Source organism: Pseudoalteromonas arctica (genome assembly GCF_012927645.1).
In the GTDB taxonomy this organism is placed as follows: domain Bacteria; phylum Pseudomonadota; class Gammaproteobacteria; order Enterobacterales; family Alteromonadaceae; genus Pseudoalteromonas; species Pseudoalteromonas arctica_A.
This window is the reverse complement of the sequence record NZ_JABBMT010000022.1, coordinates 1-17219: the sequence shown is the minus strand read 5'-3', so window position 1 is coordinate 17219 and position 17219 is coordinate 1. Positions and strand designations below refer to the sequence as shown.

16 protein-coding genes are annotated in these 17219 nt (G+C 38.4%); 3 read left to right on the top strand and 13 right to left on the bottom strand.

Going from position 1 to position 17219, the window contains the following annotated elements; translation table 11 throughout:
* Positions 1–78: 78 nt before the first annotated feature.
* Positions 79–1353, top strand: a complete 1275-nt coding sequence (locus tag HHO47_RS13330; protein ID WP_169020735.1) for a leucine-rich repeat-containing protein kinase family protein — start codon at positions 79–81, stop codon at positions 1351–1353.
* 34 nt (positions 1354–1387) lie between these two features.
* On the opposite strand, the gene HHO47_RS13325 is transcribed toward HHO47_RS13330, so the two are convergent.
* The 10 genes from HHO47_RS13325 to HHO47_RS13280 form a co-directional block, all read right to left on the bottom strand.
* Positions 1388–2512: a sterol desaturase family protein gene (locus tag HHO47_RS13325; protein ID WP_169020734.1), complete on the bottom strand. Its 1125-nt coding sequence runs from the start codon at positions 2510–2512 to the stop codon at positions 1388–1390.
* Positions 2513–2631: 119 nt separating this feature from the next.
* Positions 2632–3636, bottom strand: coding sequence for a type I glyceraldehyde-3-phosphate dehydrogenase (gene gap, locus HHO47_RS13320; protein WP_169020733.1), 1005 nt, complete (start codon positions 3634–3636; stop codon positions 2632–2634).
* Between the two features lie 18 nt (positions 3637–3654).
* Positions 3655–4275: a bifunctional 4-hydroxy-2-oxoglutarate aldolase/2-dehydro-3-deoxy-phosphogluconate aldolase gene (locus HHO47_RS13315; RefSeq protein WP_169020732.1), complete on the bottom strand. Its 621-nt coding sequence runs from the start codon at positions 4273–4275 to the stop codon at positions 3655–3657.
* A gap of 32 nt (positions 4276–4307) precedes the next feature.
* Complete coding sequence (gene edd / locus HHO47_RS13310; RefSeq protein ID WP_169020731.1) at positions 4308–6158, bottom strand: phosphogluconate dehydratase; 1851 nt, start codon at positions 6156–6158, stop codon at positions 4308–4310.
* A gap of 470 nt (positions 6159–6628) precedes the next feature.
* Positions 6629–7642: a LacI family DNA-binding transcriptional regulator gene (locus HHO47_RS13305; protein WP_169020730.1), complete on the bottom strand. Its 1014-nt coding sequence runs from the start codon at positions 7640–7642 to the stop codon at positions 6629–6631.
* Between the two features lie 35 nt (positions 7643–7677).
* Positions 7678–8676 carry a glucokinase gene (gene glk, locus HHO47_RS13300; RefSeq protein ID WP_169020729.1) on the bottom strand — a complete coding sequence of 333 codons (999 nt, stop codon included), beginning with the start codon at positions 8674–8676 and terminating at the stop codon, positions 7678–7680.
* 734 nt (positions 8677–9410) lie between these two features.
* Entirely contained in the window at positions 9411–10466 is a 1056-nt protein-coding gene (locus tag HHO47_RS13295) for a lipase family protein (RefSeq protein WP_169020728.1), read from the bottom strand.
* Between the two features lie 125 nt (positions 10467–10591).
* On the bottom strand, positions 10592–10876 hold the full coding sequence (locus tag HHO47_RS13290) for a hypothetical protein (RefSeq protein WP_169020727.1): 285 nt from the start codon (positions 10874–10876) through the stop codon (positions 10592–10594).
* An 18-nt stretch (positions 10877–10894) separates the two neighbouring features.
* The gene (locus HHO47_RS13285; RefSeq protein WP_169020726.1) at positions 10895–11551 is read right to left on the bottom strand and encodes a hypothetical protein; all 657 of its coding nucleotides are present in this window, start codon (positions 11549–11551) and stop codon (positions 10895–10897) included.
* A gap of 126 nt (positions 11552–11677) precedes the next feature.
* Positions 11678–12550 (bottom strand): hypothetical protein, encoded by an 873-nt coding sequence (locus HHO47_RS13280; RefSeq protein WP_169020725.1) that lies wholly within the window; start codon positions 12548–12550, stop codon positions 11678–11680.
* Positions 12551–12879: 329 nt separating this feature from the next.
* Between HHO47_RS13280 and HHO47_RS13275 the strand changes: the two genes are divergently transcribed.
* Positions 12880–13755: a WYL domain-containing protein gene (locus HHO47_RS13275; RefSeq protein ID WP_169020724.1), complete on the top strand. Its 876-nt coding sequence runs from the start codon at positions 12880–12882 to the stop codon at positions 13753–13755.
* Positions 13756–13821: 66 nt separating this feature from the next.
* A complete protein-coding gene (locus tag HHO47_RS13270; protein WP_169020723.1) occupies positions 13822–14085 on the top strand; it encodes a hypothetical protein in 264 nt (87 codons plus the stop codon).
* Positions 14086–14406: 321 nt separating this feature from the next.
* Here the strand turns inward: HHO47_RS13270 and cas6f are convergent, their stop codons facing one another.
* The 3 genes from cas6f to HHO47_RS13255 are packed head-to-tail and all read right to left on the bottom strand — an operon-like array spanning position 14407 to position 17107.
* Positions 14407–15012 (bottom strand): type I-F CRISPR-associated endoribonuclease Cas6/Csy4, encoded by a 606-nt coding sequence (gene cas6f, locus HHO47_RS13265; protein WP_169020722.1) that lies wholly within the window; start codon positions 15010–15012, stop codon positions 14407–14409.
* Positions 15009–16037, bottom strand: a complete 1029-nt coding sequence (gene csy3, locus HHO47_RS13260) for a type I-F CRISPR-associated protein Csy3 (protein WP_169020721.1) — start codon at positions 16035–16037, stop codon at positions 15009–15011. The genes cas6f and csy3 overlap by 4 nt, the downstream gene beginning before the upstream one ends.
* Positions 16037–17107 carry a type I-F CRISPR-associated protein Csy2 gene (locus HHO47_RS13255; RefSeq protein ID WP_348981662.1) on the bottom strand — a complete coding sequence of 357 codons (1071 nt, stop codon included), beginning with the start codon at positions 17105–17107 and terminating at the stop codon, positions 16037–16039. The genes csy3 and HHO47_RS13255 overlap by 1 nt, the downstream gene beginning before the upstream one ends.
* Between the last annotated feature and the right edge of the window lie 112 nt (positions 17108–17219).

The window sequence follows — 17219 nt, the reverse complement described above, 5'->3', positions numbered from 1 at the left end:
TCGTTATAACTTAAAAAGAGGCCAACTATGTTTGGCCTTTTTGATTTTTAAAACATAGTTAATAAACGGAATTGTATTTTGAACACCTTAGAACAGCTTCGCAGTGGTCAGTTAATTGGCGCAAAACGCTTACAATTAGTCGAACAGCTAGAAACATTCCCAGACGAAATTTTTACCCTTGCAGATACCCTTGAAGTACTCGACTTATCAAATAATAACTTATCTGATTTGCCCGACGAATTTGCTAGTTTAACTAAATTAAAGCGGGTGTTTTTATCATTCAATCAGTTCCAGCATATTCCTGCTGTATTGGCAAAATGTCCCTCCCTTATTATGATTGCATTTAAAGGCAATAAAATCAGTGAATTTGCCGAGCATAGTTTGCCGCTTTCGACTCAATGGTTAATTTTAACTGACAACCATATTGAACAATTGCCAGACTCTTTTGGTGAACTTACGCAACTGCGTAAGCTTGCCCTCGCTGGCAATCGGCTAACGACTTTGCCACACAGCATGCAGCAGTGCCAAGCGCTTGAACTCGTGCGTTTATCTGCGAATAACTTAACTGATGTTAATGATTGGCTGTTTGAATTACCAAAACTCAGTTGGCTGGCTTTTGCAGGCAATGACTTTAATAAAGCACAAAGTTTACAACAAGTTCAATTAGCAGCCGTACAACTAAACGAGTTTTCACTTGTTGAAAAAATTGGTGAAGGTGCGTCTGGGATTATTCACTTAGCACAGTGGCAGCACAATAATGTGGCGTTAAAACTGTTTAAAGGCGCGATCACCAGTGATGGCTATCCACTTGATGAAGTAAACTGTTGCTTGCAAGCGGGCGAACATAAAAACCTAATAAACGTTCTCGCCTATATCGATAACCCAGAGCAACTTGGTCTGGTTATGGAGCTTATCAGCAAGGACTATCAAAACCTCGGCTTACCGCCGTCACTTGATACTTGCACCCGCGATACCTTTTTTGAGCATACACAGTTTACTGCTCACGCCATTAAACACATTGCTAAGCAAATGGTCAGCACCCTTACCCACTTACATATCAATAACGTAAGTCATGGCGATGTATATGCGCATAACACCATGATAAACGATGAATACACAGTATTGTTTGGTGACTTTGGCGCAGCAACTAACTTAGACTCTCTGACCGACTATCAGCGCCAACAAATGCAGCGTATTGAAGTCAGAGCGATTGGCTGCTTAATTGATGATTTATTAAATGTATGCACTGATGACATAAGCGATAAAACACCGTTAATAACACTTTCGCGACAGTGTATAAATGCCGATATGACGCAACGCCCTTCATTTGATATTTTAAATCACGACCTTTAGGTCGTGATTTATCACAAAAGAGAACAAAAATTGGCTACTTTTGCTTTTTAAACGGAAATAGCTGCTGCTTTAACATACCTGTTGGTACGTAATCCCCTACTACGCCATAGGCTTCGGGCCATTCTTTTTGGCCCTTAACAGCGGTTCCAAATAGGTAATCTAAAAATGAGAAATGCGCAGCATAGTTACGATCAATGGCTGCTTTATCAGATGAATGATGCCAATGATGAAACTGCGGTGTCACTAATACATACTTTAACCAACCGAATTTAACCTGTACATTGGCATGATTAAACACCGCCTGAAATCCAACGATGATCACATATAAGCTAATCACTTGCTGTGAAAAACCTAATACAAAAATAGGTGTTAGCACTAGGCTGCGAGTCACCAATATTTCTAAAATATGTTGGCGAGAGCCTGCTAACCAATCCATTTCTTTTGCACTGTGGTGTATGCCATGAAAACGCCATAAAAAAGGCACTTCGTGATAAGCCCGGTGCACAAAATACTGCATTAAATCAGCCACTAAAATAATTAACACGACTTGTAAAATAAATGGCAATTGATTGATATAGCCCTGTATTGTACTCGACACAGCCCAACCAAAGCCATAATGCACAAAGTGATTCGTCACCAATAATACAAAGCCAATAATAAGGTGATTCACAAAAAAGTGATTTAAATCGCCTCGCCATTCACTGCGCAATATTTTTTGTGTTTTACGGTGCGGCAACAGCTTTTCAATCAGAATAAAGATTAAGGTCGAGCCTAACAAATCTAATATAAACCAATCTAGGCCAATATAAGGTGTATTATCGGCAAAATCATTGACCTCAACATTAGGGCCACCAAAGGCAATAGCCAGCACAATAAAAAACCACGCAGTTGCCCCTAAACGTTTATTTTTATTACGCACAAAGTTAAGCAAACCCAAGCTTCCAGCCATGATAAGCGCACCGAACATCAGCTGACGTAAAAATTCGACACTGTAGTTTTGCCTTAATTCGGGCGTGGTAAGATACTCTGGGAAATGAAAAGCGAGCACGCCTAAACAAGACAGCATCGCTAAAAAGCAGCCGATATAACCGCTAATATTACCTTCACCTATTTGTAGGTGGTTAGTACGAAATACGCGACGGGATAAATGACTAAGCATTGAATTATCCTTGTTCAATTTTTTGCTAGAATAACATATTCAATCGATAAAACTAAACGCAAAAAAGCCACGATAGTCGCGGCTTGGTTGGATAAAGCTAAATTTTTACGGGGTACTTCTTACAAGTACTGAGCTAATGCTTTTACTTGATCTAACATGCGGTTTGAGAAACCCCATTCGTTGTCGTACCACGCCATTACTTTAACCAATTTACCATCAGCACGCGTTTGCGTTGCATCAAAAATAGATGATGCTGGGTTATGGTTAAAGTCGATAGAAACAAGCGGCAGCTCATTGTACTCTAAAATACCTTTCATAGAGCCAAACGCAGCATCTTTAACTACTTGGTTAATTTCTTCAATGCTTGTGTCACGCTTAGCAATAAACGTTAAATCGACTAACGACACATTAATTGTTGGTACACGTACCGCCATGCCATCTAGCTTACCGGCAAGCTCAGGTAACACTAAACCAACTGCTTTAGCTGCACCGGTTTTAGTTGGGATCATTGACTGCGTTGCACTACGCGCGCGGTATAAATCAGGGTGATAAACATCTGACAAGTTTTGGTCATTCGTGTAAGCGTGGATTGTCGTCATGCTACCTTGCTCAATACCTACTGTATCGTTAATTGCTTTGGCAATTGGTGCTAAACAGTTAGTTGTACATGAAGCATTGGAAATAATGTTGCTATCTGCGTTAATCACTTCACTGTTTACACCGTGAACAACGGTTGCATCTAAATCAGTACCTGGGGCTGAAACGATTACTTTTTTCGCGCCCGCTGTAATATGCTTTGCTGCATCTTCACGCTTAGTGAAAAAACCCGTACATTCTAAAACGATATCAACGTTTAAAGCTTTCCAAGGTAGATTAGCAGGATCGCGTTCCTGAGTTAGGGTAATAACGTCATCACCAATCAACATAGTGTTATCAACAAGCGTTACTTTCTGAGAAAATTGACCATGCACTGAATCATATTGTGTTAAATGTGCATTAACATTAGCGGGTGCTAAATCGTTAATAGCGACAATTTTAATTTCGTTATTTTGTACAGACTCATAAAGCGCGCGTAAAACATTGCGACCGATACGGCCATAGCCATTAATTGCTACATTAATCATTTTAAAATTCCCCTTAAATTATTTAACTTCACTTGCTTGGCGAGCAAGCGCTTCAATGGCTTGCCAGTCTTTATTTTCAATTAATTTTTTATCTAGCATCCACGTACCACCAACACAAATTACATTGCTCAGTGCAAGGTAATTTGGTGCAGTAGCTAAACTAATACCACCGGTTGGGCAAAAAGTTACTTGAGGTAGTGGACCACCGATAGATTTAAGCATTGCAGTGCCTCCGGCAGCTTCAGCTGGGAAGAACTTTAAAAACTTAAAACCATGGTTTGCCAACTTCATCACTTCACTTGGTGTTGCGGCACCTGGTAAAAATGGAATATCTGATTCTTTTGCAAGTGCTAAAAGTTCATCATTGATCCCTGGGCTCACCATAAAATCAGCACCTGCGGCAACGGATGTATCAAAGCTTGCTTTGTCTACCACAGTACCGGTGCCAACATAGGCTTCTGGTACTTCGGCTTTCATTAGCTTTACAGCTTCAGCAGCTATTGGTGTACGCAATGTAATTTCTAACGCTTTTAAGCCACCGTTATAAAGTGCTCTTGCAAGCGGTGCTGCATCTTCTAAATGTTCAATCACGACCACTGGCACTACCGGTGCCAATGATAATATTTTTTCTATGCTCATTGTGTGTTCCTCATACCCAGTTTGGCGGATTATTATTCTATTCCAAAGGCGCTAGCGCCCATGTCTGCACTACTTACGATATTTCTAAATCCTGTGAACAACTCGCGCCCCGTACCAAACGTTAAGCTAGGTGCACTCAGTTGTAATTCACGTTGTGCTAATTCCTCATCACTTACGTGTACTTTTAAAATACCTGCTGGTGCATCAAGCGTGATTAAATCACCTTCGTGTATTTTCGCGATGATGCCACCTTCAACCGCCTCTGGCGCTAAGTGAATTGCCGCAGGCACTTTACCTGACGCACCTGACATACGACCGTCAGTCACAATCGCTACTTTGTAGCCTTCATCTTGTAGCGTTGCCATTACAGGGGTTAACTTGTGTAGCTCTGGCATGCCTTTCGCTTTCGGGCCCTGCTCTTTAAGAACCGCAATAAAGTCTTGGTTCAACTCACCGCGTGTATAGGCTTCTTGTAATGCACTTTGTGAAGCAAATACTTTTGCAGGTGCCGTAACAACTTGATGCTCAACCGCAACCGCAGACACTTTGATCACGGCTTTACCTAAGTTACCAGTTAGTAACTGTAAGCCTCCTTGTTTACTGAATGGATTATCAATTGGGCGCAGTACATCTTCATCTAATGAATTATCTGGACACGACACCCATTTAATTTTACTTGGGCCGGTTGCGCTCGTCATGATCAGGTTACTATCAGTATCTAAACGTGGTTCTTGGGTATACGCTTCGAGACCTTCGCCAACAATAGTTTTAACGTCATTGTGCAAGAATCCTGCACCAACCAGCTCTCTCATAAGAAAACCCATGCCGCCTGCGGCTTGGAAATGATTTACATCAGCAGAACCATTTGGATAAATACGTGTTAGCAGCGGCACCACTTCTGATAAATCCGACATATCTTTCCATGTCAGCTCAACGCCTGCCGCTTTGGCAATTGCCACTAAGTGGATTGCATGATTCGTAGAGCCACCGGTTGCTAACAAACCAACCAAACCATTAATAATGGTTTTCTCAGTTACAACATCCGCCAAACAATTCGCGTCTTTACTTTGAATCAATTGTTTAAGCATGGTTTCTACCGCATTACCGGTTAGACCATCACGCAATTCTGTATATGGGTTGATGAACGAGCTACCAGGAAGGTGCAAGCCCATAATTTCCATCAGCATTTGGTTACTGTTTGCCGTACCGTAAAACGTACAAGTACCCGCGCTATGATAAGACGCACTCTCCGCTTCTAAAAGCTCATCACGGCTTACTAAGCCTTGAGCAAACTTTTGGCGAATACGGGCTTTTTCTTTATTTGGAATGCCTGACTGCATCGGGCCTGCTGGCAAAAAATACACCGGTAGATGGCCAAATGATAAAGCACCAATCAATAAACCCGGAACAATTTTGTCACACACGCCTAAGCAAAATACGCCATCAAACACATCGTGTGATAATGAAATTGCTGTAGACATCGCAATTACATCACGAGAAAAAAGCGATAACTCCATGCCATCACGGCCCTGAGTTACGCCATCACACATGGCTGGCACGCCGCCTGCAACTTGAGCTGTGGCATCGTACTTTGCAGCAATGTCTTTAATTAAATCTGGATAATCTTTATAAGGAACGTGCGCAGATAACATATCGTTATATGAATTAATAATCGCTAAGTTTGGCTGCTCATCTGCTTTTAAACGTGCTTTATCATCGCTACTACACGCAGCCATAACATGGGCGATATTGCCACAACCTAAACCAGAACGAACTCTTGTTTGTTTTTTTGCATGATTGATACGTTCTAAATAGGCTTGGCGAGTAGCTTTACTGCGTTCGATGACGCGTTCGGTGACTTCTTGAATACGAGGATGCAACATAAAATTCGACTCATCTCTAAGGTTAGAGGATAAAGGCTCAGTGGCAAATGCATACTCCACGAATGTACTTGCACTGAGCATCTTTGATTTACCCGTTCAAAGGTATACGGTGTCAGGTTGTCTCTCACAACCAACCTGACACCGGTGTCACTGTATTAACGCATGACTGTGACACCGGTGTCAACCCTATCCAATAAATTTAGTTTAAATATTTTAAATGACCAAATAATGAACGGAAATGATTTTTCATTAGGGGATCTGGCTTGGTCGCAAAATTGTGTTGCTGGAGTGCCGGAGAATATGAGGGGTTATTGCTTTAATATATTGATTACAATATGTTTTAATAATCTAAATCGTACATCCCTCTGAGCGGTTAATAAAACCCATATAGCAACAACATGCAGACTGTGTTGTTAAGCAAAAAATGCCCGAGTAAGCGTCACTCAAACTCGGGCAACTGTGAAAAGCCTTTATTTAACTTGTGCAGTAGACTCGCGTGTAATTAATCGCGCTTCAAGGGTAACCTGATACGGTTGCTCTTGCGGATCACCAATATGCTCAATCAATTTAGTAACCGCTTGTTTTGTCATTTCTTCCACCGGTTGCGCTATGGTAGTAAGACCAGGCCAAATATGACGCGCAATTGGTGCATTATCAAAACCCGCGATAGAAATATCATTAGGTACTTTTAATTGACGTTGTGTTGCCAATTTTAATACCGCCGCAGCCATGTAATCATTTGATGCAAATACGGCGGTTGGACGTGGGGTTAAGTCTAAAATGCTACGCGCACTATCAACCCCTGAGTGATAACTAAAGTTACCCTCTTCAACTAAACGTTCATTAAATTCGATGCCGTGCGTGCTAAGTGCTCTGCGGTAGCCTTTAAAACGTTGCTCAGTAGCACTGTGATCTGGGTGACCCTTAATAAACGCAATCGCTTTATGACCAAGCTTAATTAAGTGCTCAGTGATCTCAAATGCCCCCTGCTCATCATTACTGCGTACTGAAATTGAATCGTCTTCAAGCACTGCTGATGCAACGCGTGCATACGGTATTTTTTTTCTTTTTAGAAAATCAACTAATACCTTAAAATCTGAAAACGGCGGCGTCAATACCAAGCCATCAAGACGAGAAGAGTGTAGTAAATGCTCAATATTACTGATCAACGCATCACCACGTAAATCACATGGATGAATCAACAAGTTATAGTTGTTTCCTTGGCACGCAGCAAGTGCACCGGTTTGCACCCGGGTGATATAACTTTTACTCGGGTTATCGTAAATACAACCAATAATAAAACTACGATTTTGCGCCAAACCTCGGGCGATCGGGTTAGGGGTGTAATCTAGCTCTTTAAAAACCTTTAGCACTTTTTCACGGGTTGCATCACTAACATTAGGTTCATTATTTAAAACCCGCGATACGGTTTTTTTAGAAACCCCAGCATAACTTGCAACACTATTTATGGTAACTTTCTTCATCCAACCTTCCCAATAACACCTCTATGAGCGATGTATTATGACTGCTCATTGACGTGCAAGCATGCTGCAGCACCAATAAGTGGAATATTATCTTGTGTGACTAATGTCACTGGTATTTGGCTAACATATTGCGACATGATCCCTTTCGCACCAAAACGTTCAACAAAACGACTTGCAAGTAAACGCGCTTGCATACGTGGTAAAATACCGCCACCAATATACACACCACCTAACGCACCAAATGCCAGTGCTAAGTCGCCTGCAACACTACCAATCCAATCACAAAACTGATTTAATGTAGCATCGCAAATAGCACATTCACCGCTATTTGCTAATTCGCTAATTTGTGCAGCTGTTAGATTTTTAGCATCGATACCTTTTGCAGCTGCCATTGCTTGATACAAATAAGCAATACCCGGCCCTGAAAATACCGTTTCAACCGATACATGTGGCAATAGCTTACGTAATTCAATGATCAGCTGAGTATCTAGTTCGCTTACTGATGCCAACGTTATATGCCCACCTTCACAACTCAGAACAGCACTTGATTGACTAGTGCGCACTAAACACGCAGCACCAAAACCAGTACCAGGGCCCATAACAGCAATATTTGCATCAGTATCGGCTTGTCCTGCTTTAACTGCAATGTTTTGTTGTGGATCTAAATAAGGTGCAGCATAAGCAAACGCAGCAAAATCATTGATCACTTCAAGTTGAGTTAAGTTAAACTCAGCTTTTACTTGCGCCACACTAAAGTGCCATCCTAAATTAGTTAAATGTACTTGGCCGGCTTTTATCGGCCCAGCCACGGCTAAACACGCACGACGAGGTTGAATATGACTAACTTGAGATAAATAATGCGTTATTGCCGCTTCCAATGAACCGAAATTAGCACTGGGAAAAGTGATATTATGCTCAATAACAAATTGTTTTTTTTCTTGATTAAAAGCAGTAATTAAAGCAAAACGGGCATTCGTGCCGCCGATGTCGGCCACTAAGATAGGATCGAATTCTGAATTTGGCTTGGAGTTCATCGTGTTTTCTCTTTTGTCTAAGCGGTTTATATACTTAGCTATAACCGTGCTTATTATTGTAATTTCAATGGTCTTGCTATCGCTATGAGATAAACTTTGAGCTCTCACCTCAAAGTAGTTACTCTAGTATAAAAATACTGCCCAACTAAATGGGCAGCCAATACGTTTTGACAACAAAATGATAAAACATTCACATTATGACACCGGTGTCAGGGTTGAATCAATAAAAATTTTAAATTACTGATAAATAGCTTGTAAAAATCAGCAAATAACACGAGTTTTTGCACTTCAACTACTTGAAATAGTGTAAATTTTATCAATGTTCGATTCACACCAAAAGTATGATGAAAAAGTAGTATTGGTGATTTTTAGATTATTTAAAAGGGAAATTCACAACACCCAAATGTTGTTTGAAGTATAAGTTGGCATAAAAGCATACGCTTTTACTGAGCTACAGCACCGTAAGTGAAGTATAACTTGGCATAAAATTGAAGTAATATATGACATAAAGTTACCGAATTAAGCTCAAGCATCGAGATTAATAAAGTAAAGCATACTGGCTTGCGATGTGTCATTTTGAGCTGTAATAAATTTCACTAGAGAGTCAGACATCAAGCGTAGATATTTTTAAACAAAAGTAGGAGTAAATTCATGTTTAATGAGATCGTACGTTATTAATTAAAGGGTCGTTTTAGACCCTTTAATTGAAGCCAAAATATAATTACGCTTCGAAATTAATTTCTATTTAGAGCAACAAATGCAAGCTTTGAGCGGTATACTCTCATGCTGTGATCAGTACCAAATTTCTTCCAAGTAAACTGTTTTCTCATCCAACCTTTCAGCCGATACCAAATATCTACGTGAGTTAACAAGCGAGCTTTATAATACTCTCCAGGCTTAACATTGGTTAGAAAGCGCATATCGCCACCATGAATATATTGACCAAACTTTTCGCGAAGACCAGACTTTAGCTTATCTCCTATGGCGGGAATAAACCCTAAAAACCAAGAGGTAGTTGTGATAAAAACATCTGCGGGCGGGACCATAGTTACACCATCTGACGAATTTACAATTCTATAGATAGGTGTTTTCATTGTCATAAGCCAATGATCATCTGATACTCTAGGAGAGCCAAATGTATAACACGCTGCATTACCTCCTTTGTGGTTAATCCTCTTTGCAGCTATTGTTGCAAGCGCCCCACCAAGTGAATGACCTGTAATAAAAAGAGGTAACTCTTTGAATTGCTCAAGTGATTTATTAATATCCATCTCAATGAGGTTGTAAGCATCATGGAAGCCAGAATGCACCCTTCCTTCAGTCACACACCTCGTCAAAACAGCATTTGCATCCGATTTTATATCTTTTAATTCAGTTGGCTCAGTACCACGAAAAGATAGCACAACAAATTCATTAGTTTTAATTAGAACTGCTTGGCTTCCTTGAGCATTAAAAGTTGATACAAGCTCAGCATCTATAAGTTTTAGCTGATTTTCGAGTAAGATTTTTTCTTCATTGTGATCATAAGTAAACTTATCAACAGCTAATTGGATTGCACCTTTTAGAAGAGTGTCGCTATTTTTACTTGAAGAAAAAATCTTTTCTAGTTTAAGTCTGAGAACATCATTAATAACTGGAGGGTTAAATCTAACATAGGCCAGCTCAGCAAAACATGCCATTAACCATGCTGTTCTATCACTATAGGCCCTACGGTACATAGGCACTGTTTTACTTAATAAGCTTTTAGCTTGTTCTAATTCGTCAGTAGTACTTATCATTGGTTTTGACATTATCTCAATTCCTATTAATTTCTAAATAAAACTTGGTACAACTTGTTTTAAACTGTAATTAGAACAAGACTGCTGCTGTCTAAGAGTGTTTATAGGCTAAACTTAACCTTCTATTTTTGATTCACTTAAGCAAATTTTTGTAAAAGGGATAAAATCACACCGCCCAACTCTTCAGATTTAGCAACGATATTATTAATCTTCTCGTTTCTATTTTGCGAAGATTTAACTATTTTCATTAATTCGGTAAGTTTTTTTACATCTGCTGGGCTAGGAAATAACTCCTTAACTTCTTCATCAGTCATTCGAGTAATTGAAGAAATACTTGATGCTAATTTTTCATCTGTAGCCTCAGCAGAATTTTCGATTATTAAATCGATCTCACTATCAAATTCATCCCAATTTATCGTCATTTTAATCTCTCCCCTTAATTAAATAGAATCTCGTATTTCTCGGACTTTACCTAAAAATTTTTGTGAACGTTCTGATTTATCTTCCAAAATATCTTTCTTTTCAATAAGAACAGAAACCGCATCATCTGTTTCGTCAATCAACCTTCCTATGCTAGCATCGGTTGTATTAACCATTTCTAAGTATCGATTCCTATTATCTGCGACCTTAGATGCGGATAATAAAAAACTAGTAATACTATTATTGATCGCTCTAGCCTGCGTATATTCCTCTCTAATTTTTAGCTCGATACGTCTTTCAAGGGCATCAAGGGGCTGAATTAGCTCTAGTCTTTTTTCATTGATTTTCTTTATAAGTCTTGGGCCAGTTTTTACTAAAAACAGTAATCTTTGCTTTTTATCATCTTCACTAACAATCGTTTCCCAAGCATCAGAAATTGTTTTATTGGAAAAGAAGTGATTTGCAAATTCAGGAACCCATTCTTCCTCTATAAACTTATCCACTTCTTTTCGCTTCTGATCAAAGAATCGATTTAAAAGTGTGATATTTGATTCTTCAATTGCAGCAATTCGCTTACCTAACTCAACTGATAATTCTGGAGCTTCTGATGGAATTGATACACACCCCGTGACTGCAATAAGTACAGATAATGTTGTTACTTTAATTATTTTAAGCATCTTGCAACTCTCTTCTTTTTTATTCTCAATCGTATTTAAGGTAAATTAAGCTGGTTTAATTTACTTCCAATTATAGAATTACATCTCGACCACCAACCAAAAACATAAATAACAACAGGTTATAAATTAAAATAAATGTTCTTTTCGCTCAGGAGCCATTAATCCTAAACTCCACTTAGCAATAGGGGATCTTTTATCCCACCATTCACATTGTCTTCTGTGGAGCATATCAGCAATAAACTCTGCAATTTGAGGATCAGTTTTACCAGGTAGTAAATTTTCTTTTTTGATCGCTAAAAAGAGAGATTCTGCATATTTTTGACGACTTTTTATGTCCGACTTTCGAGTCATAATAGACATCACGGGATTTAAAATAAAAATCATCATAATAAACATTACTAAACAGAAACAAACTAAAGCACCTATGAATATCAATAATGACTTCTTACTTATAGTCTCTTGATATGGGCTATTATTTATATCGAAATCTCTTATTCCAACTCCTTTAGCAAAAGCTCTAATGTTTGGTTCCTCTGTACCTTCAAATAAAATTCTAAGTTGAATACCGTAGTCTGATTTTTCAGTCCGATTGATGGCTGAAACTTTGAAGGAGAAATTAAACGAGTTACCATCAAATTCCATTTTTTTTGGCTCTTTAACGAGGTCATTTACATCACCATGCCCTACCACTGAATAAGCTAACACCTTAAAATTAGATAGTTCTTTAGGTGTTAATTTAAAATTTATGGGAATATCCAAGTAATCTTTAGCCGTATAGTTAAGTAGTGAGATTTGCAATAAACCAATCTTTTCTTTTTCTATCTTATTCACAGTGAGAATTATATCATCGGAAGGGAATTTAGGTTTTGAGAAGTAGTTATCGTCATAATCTTTGTGTAAATCTAACTTTGATATTGCTAAGCTCTCAGAATAAAAGTAGTAACTACCTGCAAACGTAAATAATGCACTCAATGCTGCGACTAATATATTTTTCCACATCTTTTCATATATTCCTGATTTAAATAAATAGCTCTAAAGCGATAGTGCTCTCTCGTATCATCAATACTACTAACCTCAGTACTCACTACTGACCTGATGAGTCAATCCAGCTATGACTCAAACAAATCGTTAGAATTCTGTAATTAAGGTGCGGTCAAAACACAACCACGAACAGTATGATTTATAAACTACAGTATCATTATGATTCGGTCAATGTATTTTTGTGGTTTTCTTTTTGTTCTTTAAAGGTTCATATTGAATCTCAATGTTGTACCATTGATTACTCTGTGATATTTGTAGGGGAACACAAATGTTGGAGTCATTTTAGTATGATTAGCCTCAAGCACTTACCAGCCGCACAAGTTTCAAGATTAACTTATATAGAATTTTGTTTAAGATTTTTAGGTAGTTTTTCTCGAGCGGATCTTGTTAAGAAATTTGGAGTAGGAACAGCTGCTGCAAGTAGAGATATAGCGGAGTATAAGAAGCTAATGCCTAATAATATCTCGGAAACATCAAGCTCTAAAAGTTATGTACTTAGCGATAGTTGGCAGCCACTGTTTAACTTTAAATCCTCTGAAGTCTTAGCTCAACTAACTGGTAAAGAAATCCAAAGCTTCTCTCATTCATATGTTTCAAATGAAACACTTGATATCATTGACGAGCCGGATCTTAGGATTGTTACTGAAATAACAAAAGCAATTCTTTCGCAAAGAGCTTTAGAGGCCGAATACTTTTCCAATTCTAGCGGCTCTAGTACCAAGAACTTAGTCCCGCATTCATATATGTATAATGGATCAAGATGGCACGTGCGAGCATTTGATAGATGTAAAAATAGGTTTGGGGACTTTGTTATATCTCGGTTTCTCGGCGCAAAGATAATTGAAAAAGAGACACCTAATAAGCTTGAGCTTAAAACAGAAGATATTCAATGGAACAGACAAATTGATCTTGAAATAATTCCCCACCCTAGCTTGGAAGACACTCGCGGTGTAATCAATGAGTTCAATATGATCGACGGGGTATTAAAAAAGAGGGTTAGAGCTTCTTCAGCCGGGTACTTTTTAAAAAACCTCTACGTCGATTGCGCGAGAATTCCAACAGCAGACAAACATTTCCGATTAAGGTTAAAAAACAGGCTCTCTTTATATGGAGTCGGAGGACTAAACATGGCTCCATACTTCGATGGATTTGAAGAAGAATAGTTGTATTTATAAGCAACTTAATAATATTATTAGAATATGACACCTACTTATACTTTAGAGTTTAATATGGCTAAAACAATAAAAGCCAGCAACACCATAGATAAATCGGCGAATTTCGATTGCGAAAATGTAAAAGCTGCATTAGATGGTCGGCTGTCCGTAGATGATCTCAGCGCAGCTGAACAATCTGTATTTATGGATAATTTTGATGAAGCTATAAACTCTAATTTAGAACAGGGTTTTTCTAAGCATTTTGAAAAACTGAGCGGTAACGAAAAATTTTATGGCTTAGATGATAAGGATAAAATTATCTGTGATAACAAAAAATAGCTTATACCTTAATTAAAGTTAAATAAAAAGACCCCAGCGTTTGCTGGGGTCTTTTTATTTAGCCTCTGCCTTTTCGGCAGTTAAGAGTCACAATTTGTGGTTGTTCAATTCCTGGCCTAATTTCAGCTGCCTACTCGGCAGTTCACATCCACATAACAACTATTGCCAATGCGCTTGAATTTCCAGCTGCCTACTCGGCAGTTCACTGTTAAAAATAGTTTAAATTTCTATAAATACCAAACTGTTAAACGAATTTAAATTATTTACCCTTATTTTTAATTAACCTGATAACCCATTGAAAATAAGAAGAGTATTTTATGACTACTGAAAAATGGGATTCAAAGAAGGAACCGTACCTAGAAATGTTTGATTTGTAGCAAAGCCATAATTGTTAAAGTGATTATTTATGGGTTTAGGTTTTTCGACTTTTTGTACATGCAAAACATAACTTTGACCATTGCCTTTGCTTGATACGGGTATTGAATGAAAGTGGCCTATGGCTTTTTCCTCAAATTTATATTCAGGGTTGTAAACCTCGCCTCTAGCTTCAGCTCGCTTTTTAGCGCGTTTCAATCGTCTTTGCTTTTCACCAACAAATGCTTTGGCTACTGATTGGTTGCGAACAAACATGACTTCGCTTTGATTTACTGGTACTTCGAGTATTTTTGATAAGCCAAATAACTTATCATGAGCCATCATCTCAAAATAGCTTTGCTGAGATAGGTTGGTTAATTGCTTTTTATCTGTCGATACAAACGCTAATTCATTACCTATAGTTTGCTCATTCCATTTAGGAAAGCACACACCAATATTACTTATCTCGCGTGAACTCATAAACCCATGCAAAATACCAATGCAACGCCCAGCAAGAAGGCTTACATCACATTTTTTAGGTAAATAAGTAATGGTAAAATAATAGCGCTTCAACCTTTACTCCTTTGGAACAAGCCGCCTTTGATCAGCACTGCCGCAATAAAGTGAACTGCGTTTGATTGTTCACTTTGCTCTAAACCATGCTTTTCCATGTGCTTAATATGCAAAGCAATACGCGGGAGTAATGAATAAAAGTCTGAATGGGTCTTAGGTGTTCTGTGTGCAACTAATATTTGCTTATCTGCACCATACTCATGGGTGCGCAAAGGTTTGTAGCCTCCCTCATACCAATCATCAATAGTTTGAATAGCAGCCCCTACTTTTTGTGAGTTTAAACTTGCTGCTTTTTTATCGCCTACTTGAGTGTATGTAAGTTGTTTAGATGACATGCCCTGTTCAACAGTATCTACAAACTTTTGACTTGGGTGAACCTCCTGGCTAAATGCATTTTTAATTTTTGCTGTTATATCTAAATAACAGTAGCTTTGAGGGTTACTAAGCCCTTCTTGAATAGCTTCTGATAATGTTATTAGTGCTGTTTGATTATTTTGCCAATTGCCCTCCCACTTTAATTTTTGTGCACCTTCAACAATTATTGGGTCTAAATGTTCTGTAAGGATTTCAATATCAACATTTGGTGATTGGCGGTTGCGCCAAAGCCAATTGCCCATCAGTATATTTTTAGCGTAACGTGTAGCAACTTCATTAAGGCCATTGTGCTTTTTATAGGTTTCAAAAAAACGTTTTAACCAATAAATAACTTTAGGATCATCACAAGCATGTGGCTCATTACTATTGGCTTCAACCCTGAGTGAAAAACGACAAAATAGCTCATTTACCGTTGGAGGCACATAGCACACATCAATTGTTTGAGGGTTACCAAAAGCGAGATCTTGTGGCGCTAAATTTTTAGCCACATTTTGCTTTTGATACGCATCGCCAAACCCTGATTTTTGCCCAACTAATTTATTTTGCTCTATTTGTAGCGGTTCAAAATCAGACTCAGGTGTTTTATAAAAAAAAACCGCTTTACTGGGTGAGAGTGAGCGCGTGTAACTTAAGTGCCGAGGTAATTGCATTATTCATACTCAAACTTAGACTTTTTCATAAGCATAGACTCTTTTTGAACATCCATAACCCAAAATGCGTCATGAAAGAACTGCTTAGCCCCTGCGAACTTAACTGATGTATTGCTAACACACTCTAACAACCCAATTACGGGCTCGGCATAACAATGGTGTTCATATAAGGCTGCATCTCGTTTTACGGGTTCTTCAAGCGTAGCAAAGCCAATTGCAGCGGGTCTTAAATTAAAGTTACCGTTAAGGGCATCAATCAATTGTTCAAAACTTTTGATTACTCTTTTTGAAGGGTACAACCAACTGCCATTTAACGATTTTGCCTTTATATTTTTAAACAGCTCACTCGGTGTAGTATGTACATGGCACCAGTCAATATTTTGATATAACGAAGGTGGATGCATAGTCCCACCTGCAAATGTAGATGGTAGCGCGGGCTTTATAAGTTGACTGTTTAATTTATTAAGAACCTCAATATTTGGTACAAAAAGTCTAAATATTAAATCGAGTGTTATATCGCATTTAGGTTTATCGATAATTCCTGATCTTATTACATGACTACGGCCAGCAACTTGTTTTAACTTACTTGGTTCAGGTAATGGTTTACCTGTATGTAATTGATAGTTTTCAATGTAAATAGCACTGCCAATACACTTAATTGAAGGGTCTATAAAGTTTTTTAGCTTACGCTCAAAGTTATGAGCAAGCCCATTTAAAGCAGTAAGTGACGGCATGCCTTGAATATACGGATTAGCCATTGCCTCAGCATCAAACACTCGCATATCTTGGCAATGTACATACACTATCTGCTCATCATTTAATATTTCTTGTTCAGCTGCACAGTGAGTAAATACATAGTTTAACTGCGCTTTAAACAGTCCCATTAAATTAGGGTGATATGCAAAGCGGTTGAGCTTACTTAAATTACCAAGGCTTTCATTTAGTATGTTACTAAATTGGCTAATACAGTTAGTAATACTCTGATCTAAGTAATGCTTTGCCCACTCAGGGTAAACTTGCTCTTGCGCGTTATTTTTAGCTTCCAGAATGTTATCCCTGTTGTTCCGCACCCCTAATTTGAATTAAACTCGCTCATTAAATAGCCACTTGATTTGCTTTTGTAAATAAAAGCTTGACGCAGAACCCTAGGTTTGATCTATTACTCTCTTTTGAGAGCCTAAT

Bases quoted from the DNA above. Each gene is read 5' to 3' on its own strand.
- glk (WP_169020729.1), bottom strand. From the start codon at position 8,676: ATGAACTCCAAGCCAAATTCAGAATTCGATCCTATCTTAGTGGCCGAC.
- HHO47_RS13315 (WP_169020732.1), bottom strand. From the start codon at position 4,275: ATGAGCATAGAAAAAATATTATCATTGGCACCGGTAGTGCCAGTGGTC.
- edd (WP_169020731.1), bottom strand. From the start codon at position 6,158: ATGTTGCATCCTCGTATTCAAGAAGTCACCGAACGCGTCATCGAACGC.
- gap (WP_169020733.1), bottom strand. From the start codon at position 3,636: ATGATTAATGTAGCAATTAATGGCTATGGCCGTATCGGTCGCAATGTT.
- HHO47_RS13325 (WP_169020734.1), bottom strand. From the start codon at position 2,512: ATGCTTAGTCATTTATCCCGTCGCGTATTTCGTACTAACCACCTACAA.
- HHO47_RS13290 (WP_169020727.1), bottom strand. From the start codon at position 10,876: ATGACGATAAATTGGGATGAATTTGATAGTGAGATCGATTTAATAATC.
- HHO47_RS13305 (WP_169020730.1), bottom strand. From the start codon at position 7,642: ATGAAGAAAGTTACCATAAATAGTGTTGCAAGTTATGCTGGGGTTTCT.
- HHO47_RS13270 (WP_169020723.1), top strand. From the start codon at position 13,822: ATGGCTAAAACAATAAAAGCCAGCAACACCATAGATAAATCGGCGAAT.
- csy3 (WP_169020721.1), bottom strand. From the start codon at position 16,037: ATGCAATTACCTCGGCACTTAAGTTACACGCGCTCACTCTCACCCAGT.
- HHO47_RS13275 (WP_169020724.1), top strand. From the start codon at position 12,880: ATGATTAGCCTCAAGCACTTACCAGCCGCACAAGTTTCAAGATTAACT.
- HHO47_RS13295 (WP_169020728.1), bottom strand. From the start codon at position 10,466: ATGTCAAAACCAATGATAAGTACTACTGACGAATTAGAACAAGCTAAA.
- HHO47_RS13280 (WP_169020725.1), bottom strand. From the start codon at position 12,550: ATGTGGAAAAATATATTAGTCGCAGCATTGAGTGCATTATTTACGTTT.
- HHO47_RS13285 (WP_169020726.1), bottom strand. From the start codon at position 11,551: ATGCTTAAAATAATTAAAGTAACAACATTATCTGTACTTATTGCAGTC.